General features: G+C 69.2%; 13 protein-coding genes. 8 read left to right on the forward strand and 5 right to left on the reverse strand.

The annotated features are described in order from the left end of the window. Positions 1–33 precede the first annotated feature (33 nt). Positions 34–1,869 (reverse strand): CotH kinase family protein, encoded by a 1,836-nt coding sequence (locus tag D7X32_RS37600; protein ID WP_120607347.1) that lies wholly within the window; start codon positions 1,867–1,869, stop codon positions 34–36. A 360-nt stretch (positions 1,870–2,229) separates the two neighbouring features. Between D7X32_RS37600 and D7X32_RS37605 the strand changes: the two genes are divergently transcribed. Further along, the gene (locus tag D7X32_RS37605) at positions 2,230–2,700 is read left to right on the forward strand and encodes a hypothetical protein (RefSeq protein WP_120607358.1); all 471 of its coding nucleotides are present in this window, start codon (positions 2,230–2,232) and stop codon (positions 2,698–2,700) included. 45 nt (positions 2,701–2,745) lie between these two features. Here D7X32_RS37605 and D7X32_RS37610 read toward each other — a convergent pair whose 3' ends face one another. Beyond that, positions 2,746–6,330 (reverse strand): PD40 domain-containing protein, encoded by a 3,585-nt coding sequence (locus tag D7X32_RS37610; protein WP_120607348.1) that lies wholly within the window; start codon positions 6,328–6,330, stop codon positions 2,746–2,748. A 183-nt stretch (positions 6,331–6,513) separates the two neighbouring features. Between D7X32_RS37610 and D7X32_RS37615 the strand changes: the two genes are divergently transcribed. Together D7X32_RS37615 and D7X32_RS37620 are read left to right on the forward strand one after the other, a co-directional pair. Then, on the forward strand, positions 6,514–7,965 hold the full coding sequence (locus D7X32_RS37615; RefSeq protein ID WP_158625834.1) for an LVIVD repeat-containing protein: 1,452 nt from the start codon (positions 6,514–6,516) through the stop codon (positions 7,963–7,965). Between the two features lie 15 nt (positions 7,966–7,980). After that, the gene (locus D7X32_RS37620) at positions 7,981–9,069 is read left to right on the forward strand and encodes an EAL domain-containing protein (RefSeq protein ID WP_120607350.1); all 1,089 of its coding nucleotides are present in this window, start codon (positions 7,981–7,983) and stop codon (positions 9,067–9,069) included. Here the strand turns inward: D7X32_RS37620 and D7X32_RS37625 are convergent. From D7X32_RS37625 to D7X32_RS37635, 3 genes are all read right to left on the reverse strand, one after another. Next, the gene (locus D7X32_RS37625; RefSeq protein WP_120607351.1) at positions 9,059–10,402 is read right to left on the reverse strand and encodes a hypothetical protein; all 1,344 of its coding nucleotides are present in this window, start codon (positions 10,400–10,402) and stop codon (positions 9,059–9,061) included. The two genes, D7X32_RS37620 and D7X32_RS37625, sit on opposite strands and share 11 nt — an antisense overlap. A gap of 85 nt (positions 10,403–10,487) precedes the next feature. Next, a complete protein-coding gene (locus tag D7X32_RS37630) occupies positions 10,488–11,813 on the reverse strand; it encodes a flavin monoamine oxidase family protein (protein WP_120607352.1) in 1,326 nt (441 codons plus the stop codon). Positions 11,814–11,941: 128 nt separating this feature from the next. Then, positions 11,942–12,547, reverse strand: coding sequence for a hypothetical protein (locus D7X32_RS37635; protein WP_120607353.1), 606 nt, complete (start codon positions 12,545–12,547; stop codon positions 11,942–11,944). 279 nt (positions 12,548–12,826) lie between these two features. Between D7X32_RS37635 and D7X32_RS37640 the strand changes: the two genes are divergently transcribed. From D7X32_RS37640 to D7X32_RS37660, 5 genes are all read left to right on the forward strand, one after another. Continuing rightward, on the forward strand, positions 12,827–13,111 hold the full coding sequence (locus tag D7X32_RS37640; RefSeq protein WP_120607354.1) for a hypothetical protein: 285 nt from the start codon (positions 12,827–12,829) through the stop codon (positions 13,109–13,111). A gap of 141 nt (positions 13,112–13,252) precedes the next feature. After that, positions 13,253–13,810 (forward strand): hypothetical protein, encoded by a 558-nt coding sequence (locus tag D7X32_RS37645; RefSeq protein WP_120607355.1) that lies wholly within the window; start codon positions 13,253–13,255, stop codon positions 13,808–13,810. A gap of 95 nt (positions 13,811–13,905) precedes the next feature. Then, on the forward strand, positions 13,906–14,340 hold the full coding sequence (locus tag D7X32_RS37650) for a tetratricopeptide repeat protein (RefSeq protein WP_120607356.1): 435 nt from the start codon (positions 13,906–13,908) through the stop codon (positions 14,338–14,340). A 25-nt stretch (positions 14,341–14,365) separates the two neighbouring features. Next, complete coding sequence (locus D7X32_RS37655) at positions 14,366–14,761, forward strand: hypothetical protein (RefSeq protein WP_120607357.1); 396 nt, start codon at positions 14,366–14,368, stop codon at positions 14,759–14,761. A gap of 9 nt (positions 14,762–14,770) precedes the next feature. Beyond that, on the forward strand, positions 14,771–15,163 hold a 393-nt coding region (locus tag D7X32_RS37660; RefSeq protein ID WP_279635651.1), incomplete at its 3' end, for a sigma-70 family RNA polymerase sigma factor.

Below are 15,163 nucleotides of genomic sequence, written 5' to 3' on the forward strand. Positions count from 1 at the left end.
CGTCTCCCCCTCATGTGATGTCCGCGCGACGACTCAGCGCACCTCCCAGCCCTCCGTGCCGCGGACGTAGTGCTTGCCCGTGGGCAGCTCGCCGTAGAACAGCGCGTCCTTCACGCCCACCACGGTCTTGCCGTCGAAGAGACCCACCTCACCCTTGGTGGGGAAGGTGATGCCCAACGAGGCCGCGGTGAGCCGCACCGTCTGGCCCGGAGCCACGGTCATGTTGCCCAACACCGCGCCCGTGGGGGCCTTCACCACCGTGGGCGCGTACTCACCGCCCGCCAGGCTCACCCGCAGGTTCGTCGTCAGCGTCATGCCCTGGAGCGACACCGCCTGCGTGCCGTGGTTGCCCACCTCCACCCAGCCCTCGCGAGGGTCGAACGCCTCCAGCACCAGCGTGGACTGCTGCGCCTTCAGCCGCTTCACCTCCGCCATCACGAACTCGCGGCGCACCTTCACGAAGCGCTTCATGAACGCCTTGCCCGCGCTGAACTTCGCGTAGTCCATGTACGGGTCGGCCTGCATGGACGCGTCAATCAGCGCATGGAGCTGGTCGATGTACGGGTCCATCACCTTCGACGTGAAGAGCTCATCCAGCGCCTTGTCCAGCCGCGCCTCCAGCCGGGTGCGCAGCACGGGGTTCATCACCACGCGCGTGCCCAGGTTGGAGAACACCGGCAGGTAGCCCGGGTAGCTTCCCTGCTCCAGCTTGCGCTGCTGGTACATCTTCTCCACCCAGCCATCCAGCAGCGTGAAGTTGAACAGCGGGTGCTTCATGCTGTTCGTGGAGGTGGACATGTCCTCCACCGTGTTCGTGTACCACCAGCGCGCATCCACGTTGTTCAGGTCCCAGGGCACGTAGCGCCAGCGCCCGGTGAGCTTGTCGCGCATGAAGTAGCTCTCGGAGTCCTCCACGTAGTTGTTGGACATCAGCGCGTCCAACACCATGGAGCGCACGTAGGACTCCACTTCCAGGTTCTTCTCCAGCGCGGCCACCAGCTGCGGCTCCGGCGTGTGGTTGATGACGTCCAGCACCGCCCACAGCGCGTCGTTGGGCTCGCTCTCGTTCGTCTTCTTCACCCAGTCGCCCTGGTAGGGCACCTTCCACGTCTTGAACTCCGTGTCCTTCCAGCCCGCGCGGTAGATGGACGCATCGTCGTCCGGGAACTGCCTCGCCTTGACGAAGGCCTTGTTGACCTGCTCCACCTCCAGGAACACGCCCTCGTACTGGCCATTCACGCTGAGCCGCACGAAGGTCGCCTTCGACGCCGGCACCCGCATCGCCGCCAGCAGGTCGTAGGCGATCTTCTCCGCGATCATCGACGCGTCGGCGTACTCGGCCACGAGGTTGAGCGACGTGCGGCCCTCGAACTTGTCCTTGTCCGCGAAGCTGACGTTCCAGCTCTTCTTGTCGAAGAAGCGCGCGGAGGCCCCGCGCAACCGCACCTTCACGGGGAAGGTCTTGCCGCTCGCCTGGAACGTCGCGTCCTGCTCCTCCGTCCACGGGTCCGTGTTGAACTTCTCCATCGCCTCCGGAGGGATGATCAGCACGTACTCCGGCAGGGTGGTCTGGACCTTCGGCAGCGTGAACGGCCGCTCCACCTCCGGCTGCGGATCCGTTCCGGCGTCCGAGCTTCCGCCATCCACGGGGCCCGTCGTGCCCGAGTCCACGGAGCCGCCGTCGGAAGCCCCGGCATCCAGGGTGCCCGAGTCCACGGAGCCCGCGTCAGGCACTCCGGCGTCCTGGCCGCCAGGGTCCGTGATGCCGGGATCCGTCACGGACGGCGATGGGTCATCGGGATTCGACGTTCCGGCACCGCAAGCGGCCAGCAACATCGACAGGCTGATCAGAAGTCGTAGGCGCATCATCGTCCGACCTCTGAGCAAGCCCCATGCCTCCCTGCCAGGAAGCCGGAGGGGACCCTCCGCCGCCTGCGTGGAAGTCCACACGGGTGACGCAAGGGCGGTGGATCACCCAGTGAATGGAAAACTCTTTCCCTCCCCGGAATGCTCGCCTGCCCTCCCCGGGCGGCCCTGACGGACCGCGTGAAGGGCCCGCCCGAGCCTGCCCGCCTGCTCTTCGGAACAGGGGGCAGCCGGCGTCATCGCCCCCGGGGTGGGCAGCCGGGCGTCGGCCGTTGGAAGCCGTCCTATGCACGGACGCGACCGGCGGACCTAGCTTCCTGGAAGCAGGCTGGAGGACGGCCCGAGTCCGTCAAGGGAGTGACGATGGAGTCCTGGAACCAGACCTCGACCGATGCCGTGCGCACCCACGCGCCATCCACGGTGAACCGGCGCATCGACGCCCACGTGGAGTCGTGTGTCCGTTGCATGGCGGAGCGGGCGGACCGCGCGGAGATGAGTCAGTACCTCGACAAGCTGGAGCACGAGTGGGACGTGCACCGGGCCTTGGCGGTGGGCGGCTCCGCGCTGGCGCTGGCAGGCCTGCTCCTGGGCCGCAGGTCCGGCCACGGCTGGCGCCTGCTCAGCGGCGTCACCCTGGGCCTGCTCCTCCAGCAGGGCATCACCGGCTTCGGGCCCCTGTCCGTGCTGGTGCGCGGACTGGGCATCCGCACCCGCCGGGAGATTGACCTGGAGAAGTTCGCCATCAAGGCCCTGCGCGGGGACTTCGAGCGCATCCCCAGTGACGGGGGACCGCTGGCTCGCGCCAACGCCGCCCTCGTCGCCGCGCAGTCCTGAAGGGAGCGCGCCTCCCGTGGATGCGGGAAGCGCGCCCCTCTTGCTTCAGTGCACCATGGGCGTCGTGTAGCCGCCGCCCAGCGCGGGCATCAGGGCCGGGCCCGGAGTGCTGGACCCCGGCCTGCGGTCACCCTTGGTGTCGAAGAAGCCGTTGAGGCCGGCGACGCCGATGGAGAAGTTCGTCACCCAGCCCTCGTCGGGCTTGCCCGCGGCCGCATTGATGTCGAAGGGCTTCGCGAAGTGCAGGCGCAACAGCAGGGGCCCCAGCGACAGGTTGAAGCCGACGACGGCGTTGAGCACGCGGTGGTCCCAGAGGTCCCTCGCGCCGTCGCCCACGCCGCCCATGTCCACCGCGGCGATGGCCTCCAGGTCGCTCAGGAAGGCCACCCGGATGATGTCGTTGAGGGGCAACTGCGCCTCCAGCGTGGAGTAGACGAAGTGCTGGCCCAGCAGCCACCGCTCGTCGCCGAAGTTCACGCCGCGCAGGGTGTCGAAGCTGGACAGGTAGTAGGAGCGCGCGTAGCGGCCGCCCACCGTGGTGCCCGCGCCCAGGCGCGCGAAGAAGTTGGTGCGGCCGTAGATGGGGAAGTACCGCTCCGCGTCCAGGCGCAGGTTGCCGTACGCCTGCCCGTCGAAGGGCTGCACGCCAGCAGTGGCCTCCAGCAGCACGGAGCTGCCCGCGAGCGGCCCCGTCGCATAGTGATACTTGATGCTGTCGTAGCCGACGCGCCCGCTCACCTCCGTCTGGAAGCGGATGTGCTGGTTGTCCGCGCGCCACGCGGACAGCAGCTCCGTGTTCGACTCGTTGCGCTCCGGGAACGCCAGGTAGAACTCGCTGAAGTCATCCAGGAAGTACTTCGTGCCGCCGATGCTCAGGTCTCCCTGGAGGTAGAAGAAGGTGCTGAGCGGGTAGCGCAGGCTGCCCAACGCGCCGAAGTAGCGCTCCGATGACACGAAGAACGGGCGCTGGTCCGCGGGCAGGTTGTCGAACGTCTTGTCGACGCGGAAGCGCAGCGACTGGAACAGACCGCCGCCCCACGTCGCGCGCTTCTCGTCGTTGACGTAGAGCAGCAGGCCGTCCGTCAACTCGAAGGAGCCGTAGACCGCCAGCGTGAGGACCACCTGGTGGTCGCGCAGCCGGTCCGACGCGGACGCGAACACCTGGCCCACGAAGCCGCCGCCGCCCGCGCCCGCGAAGCCGAAGATGGGCCCCAGCTCGATGTTCTCCCGCGTGAAGGGCCGGTAGGGCTGCGCGTCGGTGAGCGGCCGGAGCGCGAGCGGGGAGGGCGGATCCGCCAGCGGCTCCTTCGCGCTCTCCAGCGACAGCATGCGCGGCGGACGCAGCAGGGACGGCTTCCGCTCACCGCTCATGTGGAAGAGCATCCACAGGCCGCCGTCGGGACCGGGGCTCGGCTCGAAGACGCCCGTCGTCAGGTCGGTGCGCCGCACGATGCGGCCGTCCGCCAGCCGCTCGTGCAGGTCGGAGCTGCTCTTGTTGAAGGCCACGAAGAACACGCGGCCGTCCGGCAGCGCCAGCGGATCCGCCTCGTCGCGGTCCTCGCTGGTGAGGCGCTCGGCCTGTCCCGCCGGAGCGTCCGGCTTCACGCGGAAGAGGTTGTACTTGCGGTGCGACGTCGCGTCGGACGTGTAGATGATGCCTGACGGGCCCCAGGTGACCTGCCGCTCGGCGAAGACGTCGTCGGTGAGCTTGCGGATCTTCGCGTCCTCCCCCTGCGTCAGGTCCACCAGGTACACGTCGCGCAGGCCCGCGTCGTTGATGCCAATGAACGCGACGTAGCGGCCGTCCGGGGAGAAGGCCGGCGAGTAGATGGCCAGCACGCCCTGCTTGTCGATGCGGTACCGGCGCCGGTCCCCTGTCTCCAGCGTCACGTTGAGGCCCACCTCCGTGCCAATGCCCGTGCGCACGGCCGACCTGCGCACCAGCACGTCCGTGGACCGCTTCTCGGAGGTGTGCACGTAGTCCTGCACGTAGAGCACGTCGCGCCCGGTGCGCTCCGCCACGAACGCGATCTTGTCCTTGGTCAGCGCGAAGTTGCGGCCGGACACCGGGTGCAGGGACTCCACGCCCGGAACGCCATCGCCCGCCACCTTCACCGTCTTGCCCGGCGTGCGCGGATCCGTCAGGTACAGCCGGCTTTCGCCCGTCTCCGGGATGATGGTGCGCAGGGCCAGCACGTTGCCATCCGGACCGCTGGCCATCGCGGTGACGATTCCCGGCGTCTCGCCCAGCGAGTCCAGCGCGGGCGCCGTCTGCGACGACTCCAGGTACGTCTTGAACGCCCGGCGCTTGAGCCAGTTCTCGAACCGCGCGGAGATACGCTTGGGGTCATCTCCCGTCAGCCGCTCCAGCAGCTCCTCGAACTTGAGCGACGGCGAATCGCGCGAGCCGCCCACCAGCCGGGGCGCCTCCTCCAGCAGCCGCTGGGTGATGCCCGCGCCGTACTCGTCCTCCAGGAACGCCACGCGCGCCTGGCCGACCTTGTAGATCCACAGGTAGCCGTACGGCCCGGGGGAGAAGAAGTCGAGGAAGGCATAGCCCTTCATCAGGTCCGGGTTCACCAGCAGGTCCCGCACCATCATCTCCGCCTCGGGGTCCAGGCCGCGCTTGGCGTAGAACTCCGCCAGGCCTTCGATGAACCACAGCGGATAGCCGCCCAGCGGATCCCCGAAGGTCTTGGCCTGCTCGGCCACGGTGCGCACCTTCTGGATGGTGAACTGGTGCGCCAGTTCGTGCGTGCTGACCTCCTCGAAGAGGTGGTGGTCGCCCAGGTACGGCAGCGACAGCTTCAGGTCCTCCGTGGAGGTGACGCCCAGCGTGCCCTCGGAGACCGCGAACACGTTCGTCTGGAGGAACTCCGCGTAGCTGCTGTAGAGGATGTACGGGAACGTCTCCGTGGGGACGTACTTGAACTGCTCCACCAGGTACCGGTACGCCTCCTCGATGATGGGGGCGGCCCGCTCGGCCACCTCGCGCTCGCGCTCGTAGAAGTAGAAGCGCACGCCGCCCGTCTTCGCGCCCAGGTCCTTCGCGTAGGTGTAGTTGAAGCCGCCATCCGAACCGCCCAGCATCAGCGGCGCGCCGGAGAACACCGGGCCGCCGTCCGCGCTGGTGATGCCCGCGACCGTGCCCGCGTCGCCCGCCGTGCCGCCGTCCGCCAGCGCCACCACGCCCGGGGGCGGGAGGCCGCCGTCGGCAAGCCCCAGGACGGTCGGAGGACCGCCTCCGTCCGACGCGCCCATGTCCAGCGCGATGCCGCCCGACTTGGACGGCTGATCCGCCGGGGGGGCCATGGTCACGTTGCCGGAGGGGGTGACCTCCGGGCCACCCGGCGGGGACTGCGTGTCGCCCGTCTGGGGCGACGTGGTGGGCGCGCTCGGGTTGGCGCCGCCCTGCGTGCCGGGGGGCTGATCATGCGCGGTGTGGTCGGCGGGCTTCGCCAGGCCTGTCGAGGCGGGGCCCACGAGGATGTCGACGTGGCGCCACTCGAACTCGTAGCTGTTCACGGGTGTCTTCCCCGCGCGACGGGGAACGACGAAGACCTGGGCCAGCGCGAGCTCCGGCAGGAGCAGGGCCAGTAGCACGGCGATCACGTGCGGACGGGGGTTCAAAAAGCACCTCGGTACGGCGAGGAGACAGGCTGTCAGGGGCCCGGCGGAAGGCTCCCTCTCCCACCGGAAACGCACAAGCGGTCGTTTTGTTTCTTTGCGTTGCGGTGGACTTCCCGGGCCTTCTCCCTCTGCGCGCGCCGGGGGACTTGGCGCGGGTCGGGCTCGCCCGGTATGGAGGAGGGAATGAATCGTTTCCCTCTCGTGGCCGCTACCGCGTTCCTCGCCTTCGGTTGTGGCAAGGACAATTCCGAAAACAAGGCCGAGTGTCAGGTTGAAGCCATCGACCTGACCGGATGTGACAGGTCGACGTTGAGTGCCGTCCAGGGCGAAGGCATCTGGAACGCCAATATCAACTTCGACGACGGCTACACGGGCCCGTCCTCCATCCGCTTCTCCCCCGGAGACCCGCTGCTCGTCGGCCTGTCCATGACGACGAAGCAGGTCACTTCGGACACGTTCTACCTAGCCAGCGACGTGACGGGCACGGATGGCTCGACAGTGCGCTACGCGTTCTCCGGCTGCAAGGCCAACGGGCCGGGCGAGGTGCTGGGCGTGGCGCGCGTGTGCCGCAACGGGACGACGGTGCGCAACGGCACCTTCACCGCCGTGCGCGTGGCGCGGCGCGCGGGGGAAGCCGAGTCCGACCGCGTGGAGCTGCTGGGTCAGGGCGCGCTGCCCCGGGGCGCCGCCAACGGCGTGGTGGTGGCGGGTGGCTACGCCTACGTCATCGCGGGCAGCGAGGGCATGTTCGTCTTCGACGTGAAGGACCCCGCGCACCCGGCGCTGGTGTCCGAGCACAAGATCCCCACGGAGACGTACACCAGCGCGCTCATCAGCGGCACGACGCTCTACCTGGGCACCTACGCGACGGGCATCCGCATCTGCGACCTGGCCGCGAAACCGCAGGCCCCCAGCTGTGACAAGACGGTGCTGGCGGACCTGACGGTGCGCGTGGACGGGATGGCGAAGGCGGGCAACCTGCTCTACGTGGCGTCGCCCCTGCCCAAGTCGGACATCGTCATCCTGGATGTGACCCAGCCGTCCGCGCCGACCCTGGTGGTGCGCTACACGGTGGAGGGCGCCTCGGCCGACCTGAACGAGTACCCCTATGCGCTGGCGGTGCAGGACGACCGGCTGTACGTGAGCAACTGGAGCTACGGCGTGACGGTGACGGACCTCGCGCCGCTGGCGACGACGACGAAGGTGCCCAAGATCCTGGGCCGCTTCGGGGGTCCCTCCACCAGCGCCCTGGCGGTGGGCAAGCTGGGGGATGCCACCGTCGTCTACCAGGGCTCGGACGCGTGGGGCTCCTCGCTCCTGGCGCTGGACGCCACGCACCCGGAGGCCATCGTGCAGCGCGGCGAGCTGCCGCTGCGGCAGGAGGCGACGATGGGCGGCATGGCCCTGTCGGGCACCACGCTCTACGTGGCCAACTACCAGGACGGCCTGCGGGTCTACGACGTGTCCACGCTGGGGACGCCGAAGGCCGCCGGGTACTTCAACACCTGGAACGAGACCGACACGGGCCGGGGGCTGAGCTACTTCGACGGCCTCCAGGGCGTTCACGTCGCGGACGGGCTGGTGTATGGGTGGGATACGGCGCGGGGCCTGCTCATCTTCCGTCACACCCCGTGACGCCAAGGCCGCTTCATGACCCCGTTGAACGGATGTGGCCGCTGCCAGACCCTGCCCGAGACGCCTGACGTACCGGGGCGCCTCTTCCTGTGGCCGCCGCTGGGCCACAGCCTGGGCAAGCTGGTGGCGCACCTGCGTGATTCGGGGGGCACCTACCAGCTGCGCTCCGACGCGCAGTGCATCGTGGTGGGGATGGCGGAGGGCGACCTGCAGAAGCTCTCCGCGCACCTGCCCAACGTGCTGACGGCGGAGGAGGTGCGGGGCACGCGCGCCCTCTTCGTCGCCGGTGACGGCGAGCCGGGCATGGCGGACTTCCCGCGCGTGGACTCACTGCAGCGCCTCACCACGCTGCATCAGTCCGGGTGGCTGGTGGACATGCTGGCGGAGGCGCGGCTCACCACGTTCTTCCAGCCCATCGTCCACGCGCAGGACACCTCCCAGGTCTTCGCGCACGAGGGGCTCCTTCGCGGGCGTGACCGGGACGGCGCGCTGGTGCCGCCGAACCGCTTGTTCGACACGGCCCGCGAGGCGGACCTGTTGTTCCAGCTGGACCTGGCCGCGCGCACCACCGCCATCCGCGAGGCGGTGCGGCACCGGCTGAGCACGCACCTGTTCATCAACTTCACGCCCACGGCCATCTACGACCCGGCCTTCTGCCTGCGCTCCACCGTGGCGGCCATCCGCGAGTCGGGCATCCCGGAGTCGCACGTCGTCTTCGAGATCATCGAATCCGACCGGGCCGCGAACGCCGCGCACCTGCGCGCCATCGTGGACTTCTACCGGGCGGCGGGCTTCAAGGTGGCGCTGGATGACCTGGGCGCGGGCTACTCGTCGCTGAACCTCATCCACCAGCTCAAGCCGGAGTTCATGAAGCTGGACATGGAGCTGGTGCGAGGCGTCCACGCGGACCCCTACAAGGCGTCCATCGTGCAGAAGCTGTTGGAGATCGCCCGTCAGCTCGGAATCCAGACGGTGGCCGAGGGCATCGAGACGGTCGAGGAGCTGTCCTGGGTGCGCCGGCACGGGGTGGACTTCGTGCAGGGCTACCTCATCGCGAGGCCCGCGGACGCGCCAGCCCGGGCCACCCCGCGCATCACGGATTGAGCAGGGCGTTGGACGTGCCTGAACGCTCCAGGCTCGCGGCGCGCGCCAACTGCAGCATGTAGCCCGCGTTCTGCAGGGCGATGCGCGCGGCGTAGGTGTCCCGGCGGCTTGCGGCATCCCGAGCGAGTGCGATCTGCGCACGGATGCGCTCGGACTGGACCACGACCGTGCCCTGTCCGAAGGTCGAGGCGCTCTCGCGCACGACGGAGAAGTCCTCGTCGGCGATGCCCAGGGCGTTGTCCACGTCCAGTTCACCCTGTTCCAGCGCCTGATCCGCCGCGAGCATCCACTGGCCCCCGGACTGGATGCGCGCCAGCCGCTGCTGCCGTGCGCGCTCGGCCTCGTAGGCGCGTTGCTCGTGCGTATCCACCTGCGACTGGACGGACTGGGTGCGCTCGGTGGCCTGCGTGTCGCGGGCTTCCATCTCCTGTTCCAGGTCCGCGACGCGCTGGCGCAGCCGCGTCACTTCCTCGTTGGCCGCGGCGGCGCCCTGCGTCGTCTGGGCCTGCCCCTGCGTCGTCTGGGCGGGCGTGGCTTGAGTCGTCTGATCCACGGGTGCCGCGGCCGGCGTGCCACCCTGAACTGGCGCCGTCGTGCCCGTCGTGGGCGTGGCGGTGGATCCCGAGGGGGCGGATGGCGCAGCGGTCCCCGTCGTACCAGCGGCACCCGAGCCTCCCGTCGCGGCTTCCGGCGTCGCCGGAGGGGTGGTGCCCGGCTCCTGCACCGTCACCCGTGACGAGTCCAGCGGAGGCTGTTCCGTCCCCCCCTGCACGGCGTTTCCCGGAGGCGTCGAGGAGGCCGCGCCCGTGTCGTAGGTGCCACCGAAGCCAGGCGCGTTCGCGTCAGTGGCGCCGGACGTTGGCGAAGTCCCCGCCGCGCCCGCGCCCGTGGCGGCCTGGCCCGTGGTGGTGCCCCCCGCGGTCGGAGCGGTTCCCGCCGCGCCCGCGCCCCCCGTACCTGTCTGGGGTTGCGTCTCCTCCGTCTCCGTCGGCTCGCTGGGAGCGGGCTGCTGCTCGAAGATCGTGGGGACGGGCGGAGGCACGTACGTCTGGGACTGCTGGACCGCGACGTCACCCGAACTGATGGGCACGCTGCCATCGGGCAGCAGCGGCGTCAGCGCGCGATAGTTGCCCTCGGTCGGATCCGTCGGTGACTGGACGACATAACCCTGCGGAGGCCGCGCACCGTCCATGTCGTCCGCGGCCTGCTCATAGGCATCCTGCAGGGCCGCGGCGGCGGGGTCCCTCACGGATGGATCTTCCGGAGGCAACGGCTCCACGTCCTGCGTCTGTCCAAGGCTCAATCCCGCGACGATGGCGATCCAGAAGCGCATGCCCTGAAGATGTCCACGCGCGAACGCTTCCACATCGTCACCAGCGCCCCTCCGCCCGCTGGCCCGCCTGTCGGGCGACCGGGGCTCAAGCCTTCGAGCGCCGGGCCAACACCTCGTCCGCCGCGCGCCGGCCCGTCTCGAGCGCGCCATGCACGGTGCCTTCATTCCCGCCCCAGTGCGTGGCCTCGCCAGCGAAGAAGAGCGTCCGGCCCACGGGCCTGGCGAGCGCTTCGACGGCGTCCATCGCGCCCGAGGGAATGACCGCGTAGCCGCCGCGCGTGTACGGCTCGGCCTGCCAGTCCTGCACGTGCCACGCCTCCAGCTGTTCGTTCAGCTCCCGCACGGGGCGATGGAAGAGCTGCGACAGTCCCTGGAGCGCGCGCCCCAGCACCGCCTTCTCACTCAAGCGCGACAGCGCCGCGGCGGCGGGGCCTCCACTCCAGCCCACCAGGTGCCGCGTGCGCCGGTGAGGCGCCAGCGTCCACCACGTGGGGAACGGGGAGGCGGGCGCATGGAAGAAGCCGAAGCGGGCGGTGGATTCCTGCTCCCTCCAGAACGCCGTGCGGAAGCGCAGGAGGATCTTCAACAGGGAGCCCATCGCCAGGCGGTTCCAGGCGCGCTCCTGCGCCCGGACGCGAGGCACGAAGCGCACGGCACCAGGGGAGGGCGGCTTCGCCTGCAACACGCCCACGGGCAGCGTCACCACCGCATGCTCCCCCTGGAACGTCCCCAGCGGAGTGCCCTGCCGGGTCCGGGCCCGCACACGGACCGCGCCCGGCTTCCAGCGCACCTCCTCGGCCACGGCGTTGAGGAACAACGTGTCCGGCTTCGCGAGCAGCTTCGCGGCCATCGCATGCAACACGCGGTCGTAACCCTCCAGCACGCGTGAAGGCGTCGTGCCTCCGGACGCGTCCGCGGTCCGCTCCATCCGAGCGATGGCGAGCGTGCTCGCGACGTGCGGATCCGCCGCGTAGAAGCCCCGGACATATGAGCCCGCCATCGCGCTCACGATGGGAGGCCAGTGGTGGACGCGCGCCTGCTCCGCCACCCATGCCGCCATGGGACGGTCGGGTCCCTTCGCGGACATCAGGGGCTCCTGGAACGCGAAGGCATCCTCCCCGTCGCCCAGCTTCCCCCGCCACAGAAGGGCATGCGTATCGTTGCAGGGGCTCACCGTCAGCCCGGCCCGGTGGATGCGCCTCAGCAGCGCGGTGGGCTTGCCGTGGACGAACTCGGCCCCCAACTCCAGGGGCACGTCCGCCACCGTGTCCCGGACCGTCGCGACGCGGCCGCCCACGCGATCACGCGCCTCCAGCACGATGACCCGCAGGCCCTTGCCCATCAATCGTTCAGCCGCGGCGAGCCCCGCGGCGCCAGCCCCCAGGATGACGACATCCGCCTTGTGATCCATGCCGCTCCTGCTCCGTCGCGCGGAGTTCCCATCATGGAAAGACGCCCGCGGCCCACCAGACGAACGGAGGGCCGCGAGCCGGGTTCCCCTCCCATGCGGGAGAGGAACAGGGGAGGGGAGAGGCGGTGCTAGTAGGTCTTCGGCGAGCTGCTGGACCCGGTGTTGGAGCCCGTGTCCGGGTTCATCGTGGAGTCGTTGCCCTTGCCCATGTCCTGGTTCTTGTCATCCATGCCCGAGCCGCCCGTGCCCTCGTTGATGGACGAGTCCGGCGACATCACGTCGGTGCCCGAGCCGCCCGTGCCCTGGCTCGGCGAGATGCTCTTCGCCACGTTCTTCTCGTCCTTCACCTCGAAGCTGGCGCGGATCTCCTGGCCCTCCTTCAGGCTCTTCGCGTTCTTCATGCTCGGGTCGGTGAACTGCGTCTTGCTGTCGATGTCCAGGGGCACCACCGCGCCGCTGGCGCTGCTGATGTAGACCTTCTTGCTCTCGCTCTTGACGACCTTGCCCGTCAGCTCGTTCGAGCCCGTCATGCTCGACGACCCCATCGGGTGCGCCGCGGACGACCCCGACCCGCCCATGGCATCCGAGCTGCCGGTGCTGCTGCCGGAGGAGCCCTGCATGCTGCCGGACGACGTCGGCGGCGGCTGAGCGCCCTGCGTCGTGCTGTCCTGGGCAAAGGCCACGCCCGAACCCAGCAGCGCCACGGACGCGAAAACCCCAATGAGCTTCTTCATGGAATCTCTCCCGGATGATGTGAGTGGGACGGGTGGCACCTGCGAAGCCCCCCGCTGGGAAAAAGCTAGGGGTGATGGGAGCGGGGGACAGGTCGTAGGGGGAAGACCGGGTGCGTGCCCGTTCGCTCCCCGGCCCGTGGGGCGTGGTCCGCACCCGACAACCGGCACTCCGGCCGCTGGGTGGGGTGCTTGAAGCCAATTCCAGATTCACCTAGCGTGCTGGGCAAAGAGCGGAGGCTGGCCGCAAGGCCTGCGCCCCGCCAGGAGACCGTGACCTCGATGCCCCCGCCCGCCAGGCCCTCCGCGCCGCAGCCCCAGCCCCAGGAACTGCCTGTCCCGTCCTACCCCGCCGTCGAGACCTTCATCGAGAAGGCCTCCGCCAGCGACGTCCAGGCGCTCTACGCGCCCGTGAAGGAGGGCCTCTCCGGCCTCAAGGGACCTCGCGCGGAGATCGGCAAGAAGGCCCAGGCTGCGATCGCGCGGTCCGAGGAGCTGCTGTCCATGCTCGTGGACGTCCGGGAGAAGCTCGTCGCGGAATCGAAGCAGTCCAAGGGCCGGAAATAACGGGCTTTTCGGGCGCTCGGACGATTTCTCGTCACCAGCAGGCAACCGGCGGCTGGCTCTCCCGATAATCCATTGAAAGAGCCACGGGATGATCCCTGGCTCCCCTTTTGAATCAACGCTGGCACCAGCGCGGAGGCTGAAATGGCAAAGATCGACAGCGGCATGATGGGTCCGAACCTGCGCATGAACACCCAGATGACCACGGCTCGGCAGACGCCGAACACGAGCTTCGGTGCGCGCGTGCAGAACGGCCTGAACAGCACCGTCGGCGCCGTGGGCGCGGGCGTGGGCGCGGTGGCCGGCTTCGTTCCCGGCGCGGGCATCGTCTCCGCCGCGGTCTCCTCCGCGCAGACCTTCTCCGGCGCCTCCGGCTCCGGCATGCAGGGCGGCCCGTACGTCGGCGTGATGAACACCGGCTCCGGCGCGGTGCCCACCACCAACCTGCCCGGTCCGGGCACGGGCGTGTCCACGGGCGGCTCCACCTCGCTGGGCACCAGCGTTGGCGGCGCCAGCTCCGGTGGCCAGGTGTCGGATCAGCTGAACAACAACAGCAGCCTCAAGACGATGATGGACGACAACGTCAAGCTGCTGAACATGCAGTCGGCCATGCAGCACGAGTCGCAGCTCTTCACGGCTGTTTCCAACGTGATGAAGTCGCGGCACGATACGACCAAGAACTCGATCGGCAACATCCGCTAGTCTTCACGGACAGCGGAATCTGACCGGTGCAAGGAAGGCGGCCCTCGACGGCCGCCTTCCGTGCTTCCGGCCAACGGAAAGGAAGCGCGACGTCCATGGCGGAGACCCCCTCGGAGATTGCCAACAGCCTCGTGCCCCTGGCGCGCCAGCCGGCCATGGTCCTGCTGGAGTCTGGCTACCTGTGGCTGGACATGGGTCACTTCGACAAGGCCAAGGAGGTCTTCGTCGGTGCCGCCGCGCTCATGCCCAAGAGCGAAGTGCCGCAGATTGGCCTGGGCGCCGTGGAGTTCGCCCAGGGCAAGCACGACAAGGCCCTGGCGGCCTACCGGGTCGCCCAGCGGCTCGCGCCCCTGTCGGCGCTGCCCCGGGCACACGCCGGTGAGGCCCTGCTGTTCATGGGCAAGGTGCCGGAGGCCCTCAAGGAACTGAAGGCCGCCATGGATCTGGAGCCGGAAAGCGACGGCGCGAAGCTGGCCCAGGCGCTCATCCAGGCGAAGGAAGCGGGGGCGCTGCCTCCGCCGAAGAAGTAGCAGGTAGGAAGAAGGAGGTACGACGATGGCTGTCGGTGGCGTTGGACGTGGGGGTGGGAAGGGCCGCGCGGGCGGCGTGAAGGGGGCGTCCGGTCCGTCGGGTGCCGCCGGCGCGTCCTTTGGCGGCAAGGTGGATCGCGCGGAATCGCTCGTCGGGCCCTCGGGTCTGGTAGGCTCCAGCAACGTTCAGGGCCCCCAGGCCACGGATCCGATCGCGGCGCAGGCGCTCGCCATCGCCAAGCGGCTGAAGAACGGGGGCTTCAAGAGCAAGGAGGAGGCGACGAAGGCGCTTGTTTCCGAGGTGCTCCAGGAGAAGTTGAACATGAAGTCCGCTGCCCTCACGGGCCGCATCGCCGGGGCGCTTCAAGATGATCCCCGGCTGAACCAGGTTCTCGAGCGGCTGTGGTCCAAGGCCGAGTGAGCGCGCCGCTTGCCTCTGGGTGAAGACAGGAAGGTCATCCTGGAGAAGTACGGCCCGTACGTGCGGTCGCTCGCGGCCACCGTGCGCAAGCAGTTCAATGCCCAGCTGGAGCTGGATGAACTGCTGGCCTATGGGCAGATCGGCCTCCTGGAAGCCGCGGAGCGCTTCGATCCCAAGGTGGGTGCCAACTTCCTCACCTTTGCCCACTACCGCATCAAGGGCGCCATCTTCGATGGCCTGAGGAAGATGGGCGTGTTGCGCGGCGCGGACGCCCGCACGGCCTACCAGGGCGAGCGCGCGACGGCGTATCTGGGAAATCTGGCGGACCGCGAGCAGGGCGCAAGCAACCGCGGGTCGTCATTCGACGATGATATTGGAGACATCTCGGATGCCGTGGCGGGC

This window comes from Corallococcus carmarthensis, assembly GCF_003611695.1.
GTDB classification, from domain to species: Bacteria; Myxococcota; Myxococcia; order Myxococcales; family Myxococcaceae; genus Corallococcus; species Corallococcus carmarthensis.

What these genes read in the sequence shown, in the direction of transcription:
- D7X32_RS37600 (WP_120607347.1), bottom strand. Translation starts at nt 1,869, where the DNA reads ATGATGCGCCTACGACTTCTGATCAGCCTGTCGATGTTGCTGGCCGCT.
- D7X32_RS37605 (WP_120607358.1), top strand. Translation starts at nt 2,230, where the DNA reads ATGGAGTCCTGGAACCAGACCTCGACCGATGCCGTGCGCACCCACGCG.
- D7X32_RS37615 (WP_158625834.1), top strand. Translation starts at nt 6,514, where the DNA reads ATGAATCGTTTCCCTCTCGTGGCCGCTACCGCGTTCCTCGCCTTCGGT.
- D7X32_RS37620 (WP_120607350.1), top strand. Translation starts at nt 7,981, where the DNA reads ATGACCCCGTTGAACGGATGTGGCCGCTGCCAGACCCTGCCCGAGACG.
- D7X32_RS37625 (WP_120607351.1), bottom strand. Translation starts at nt 10,402, where the DNA reads ATGCGCTTCTGGATCGCCATCGTCGCGGGATTGAGCCTTGGACAGACG.
- D7X32_RS37630 (WP_120607352.1), bottom strand. Translation starts at nt 11,813, where the DNA reads ATGGATCACAAGGCGGATGTCGTCATCCTGGGGGCTGGCGCCGCGGGG.
- D7X32_RS37635 (WP_120607353.1), bottom strand. Translation starts at nt 12,547, where the DNA reads ATGAAGAAGCTCATTGGGGTTTTCGCGTCCGTGGCGCTGCTGGGTTCG.
- D7X32_RS37640 (WP_120607354.1), top strand. Translation starts at nt 12,827, where the DNA reads ATGCCCCCGCCCGCCAGGCCCTCCGCGCCGCAGCCCCAGCCCCAGGAA.
- D7X32_RS37645 (WP_120607355.1), top strand. Translation starts at nt 13,253, where the DNA reads ATGGCAAAGATCGACAGCGGCATGATGGGTCCGAACCTGCGCATGAAC.
- D7X32_RS37650 (WP_120607356.1), top strand. Translation starts at nt 13,906, where the DNA reads ATGGCGGAGACCCCCTCGGAGATTGCCAACAGCCTCGTGCCCCTGGCG.
- D7X32_RS37655 (WP_120607357.1), top strand. Translation starts at nt 14,366, where the DNA reads ATGGCTGTCGGTGGCGTTGGACGTGGGGGTGGGAAGGGCCGCGCGGGC.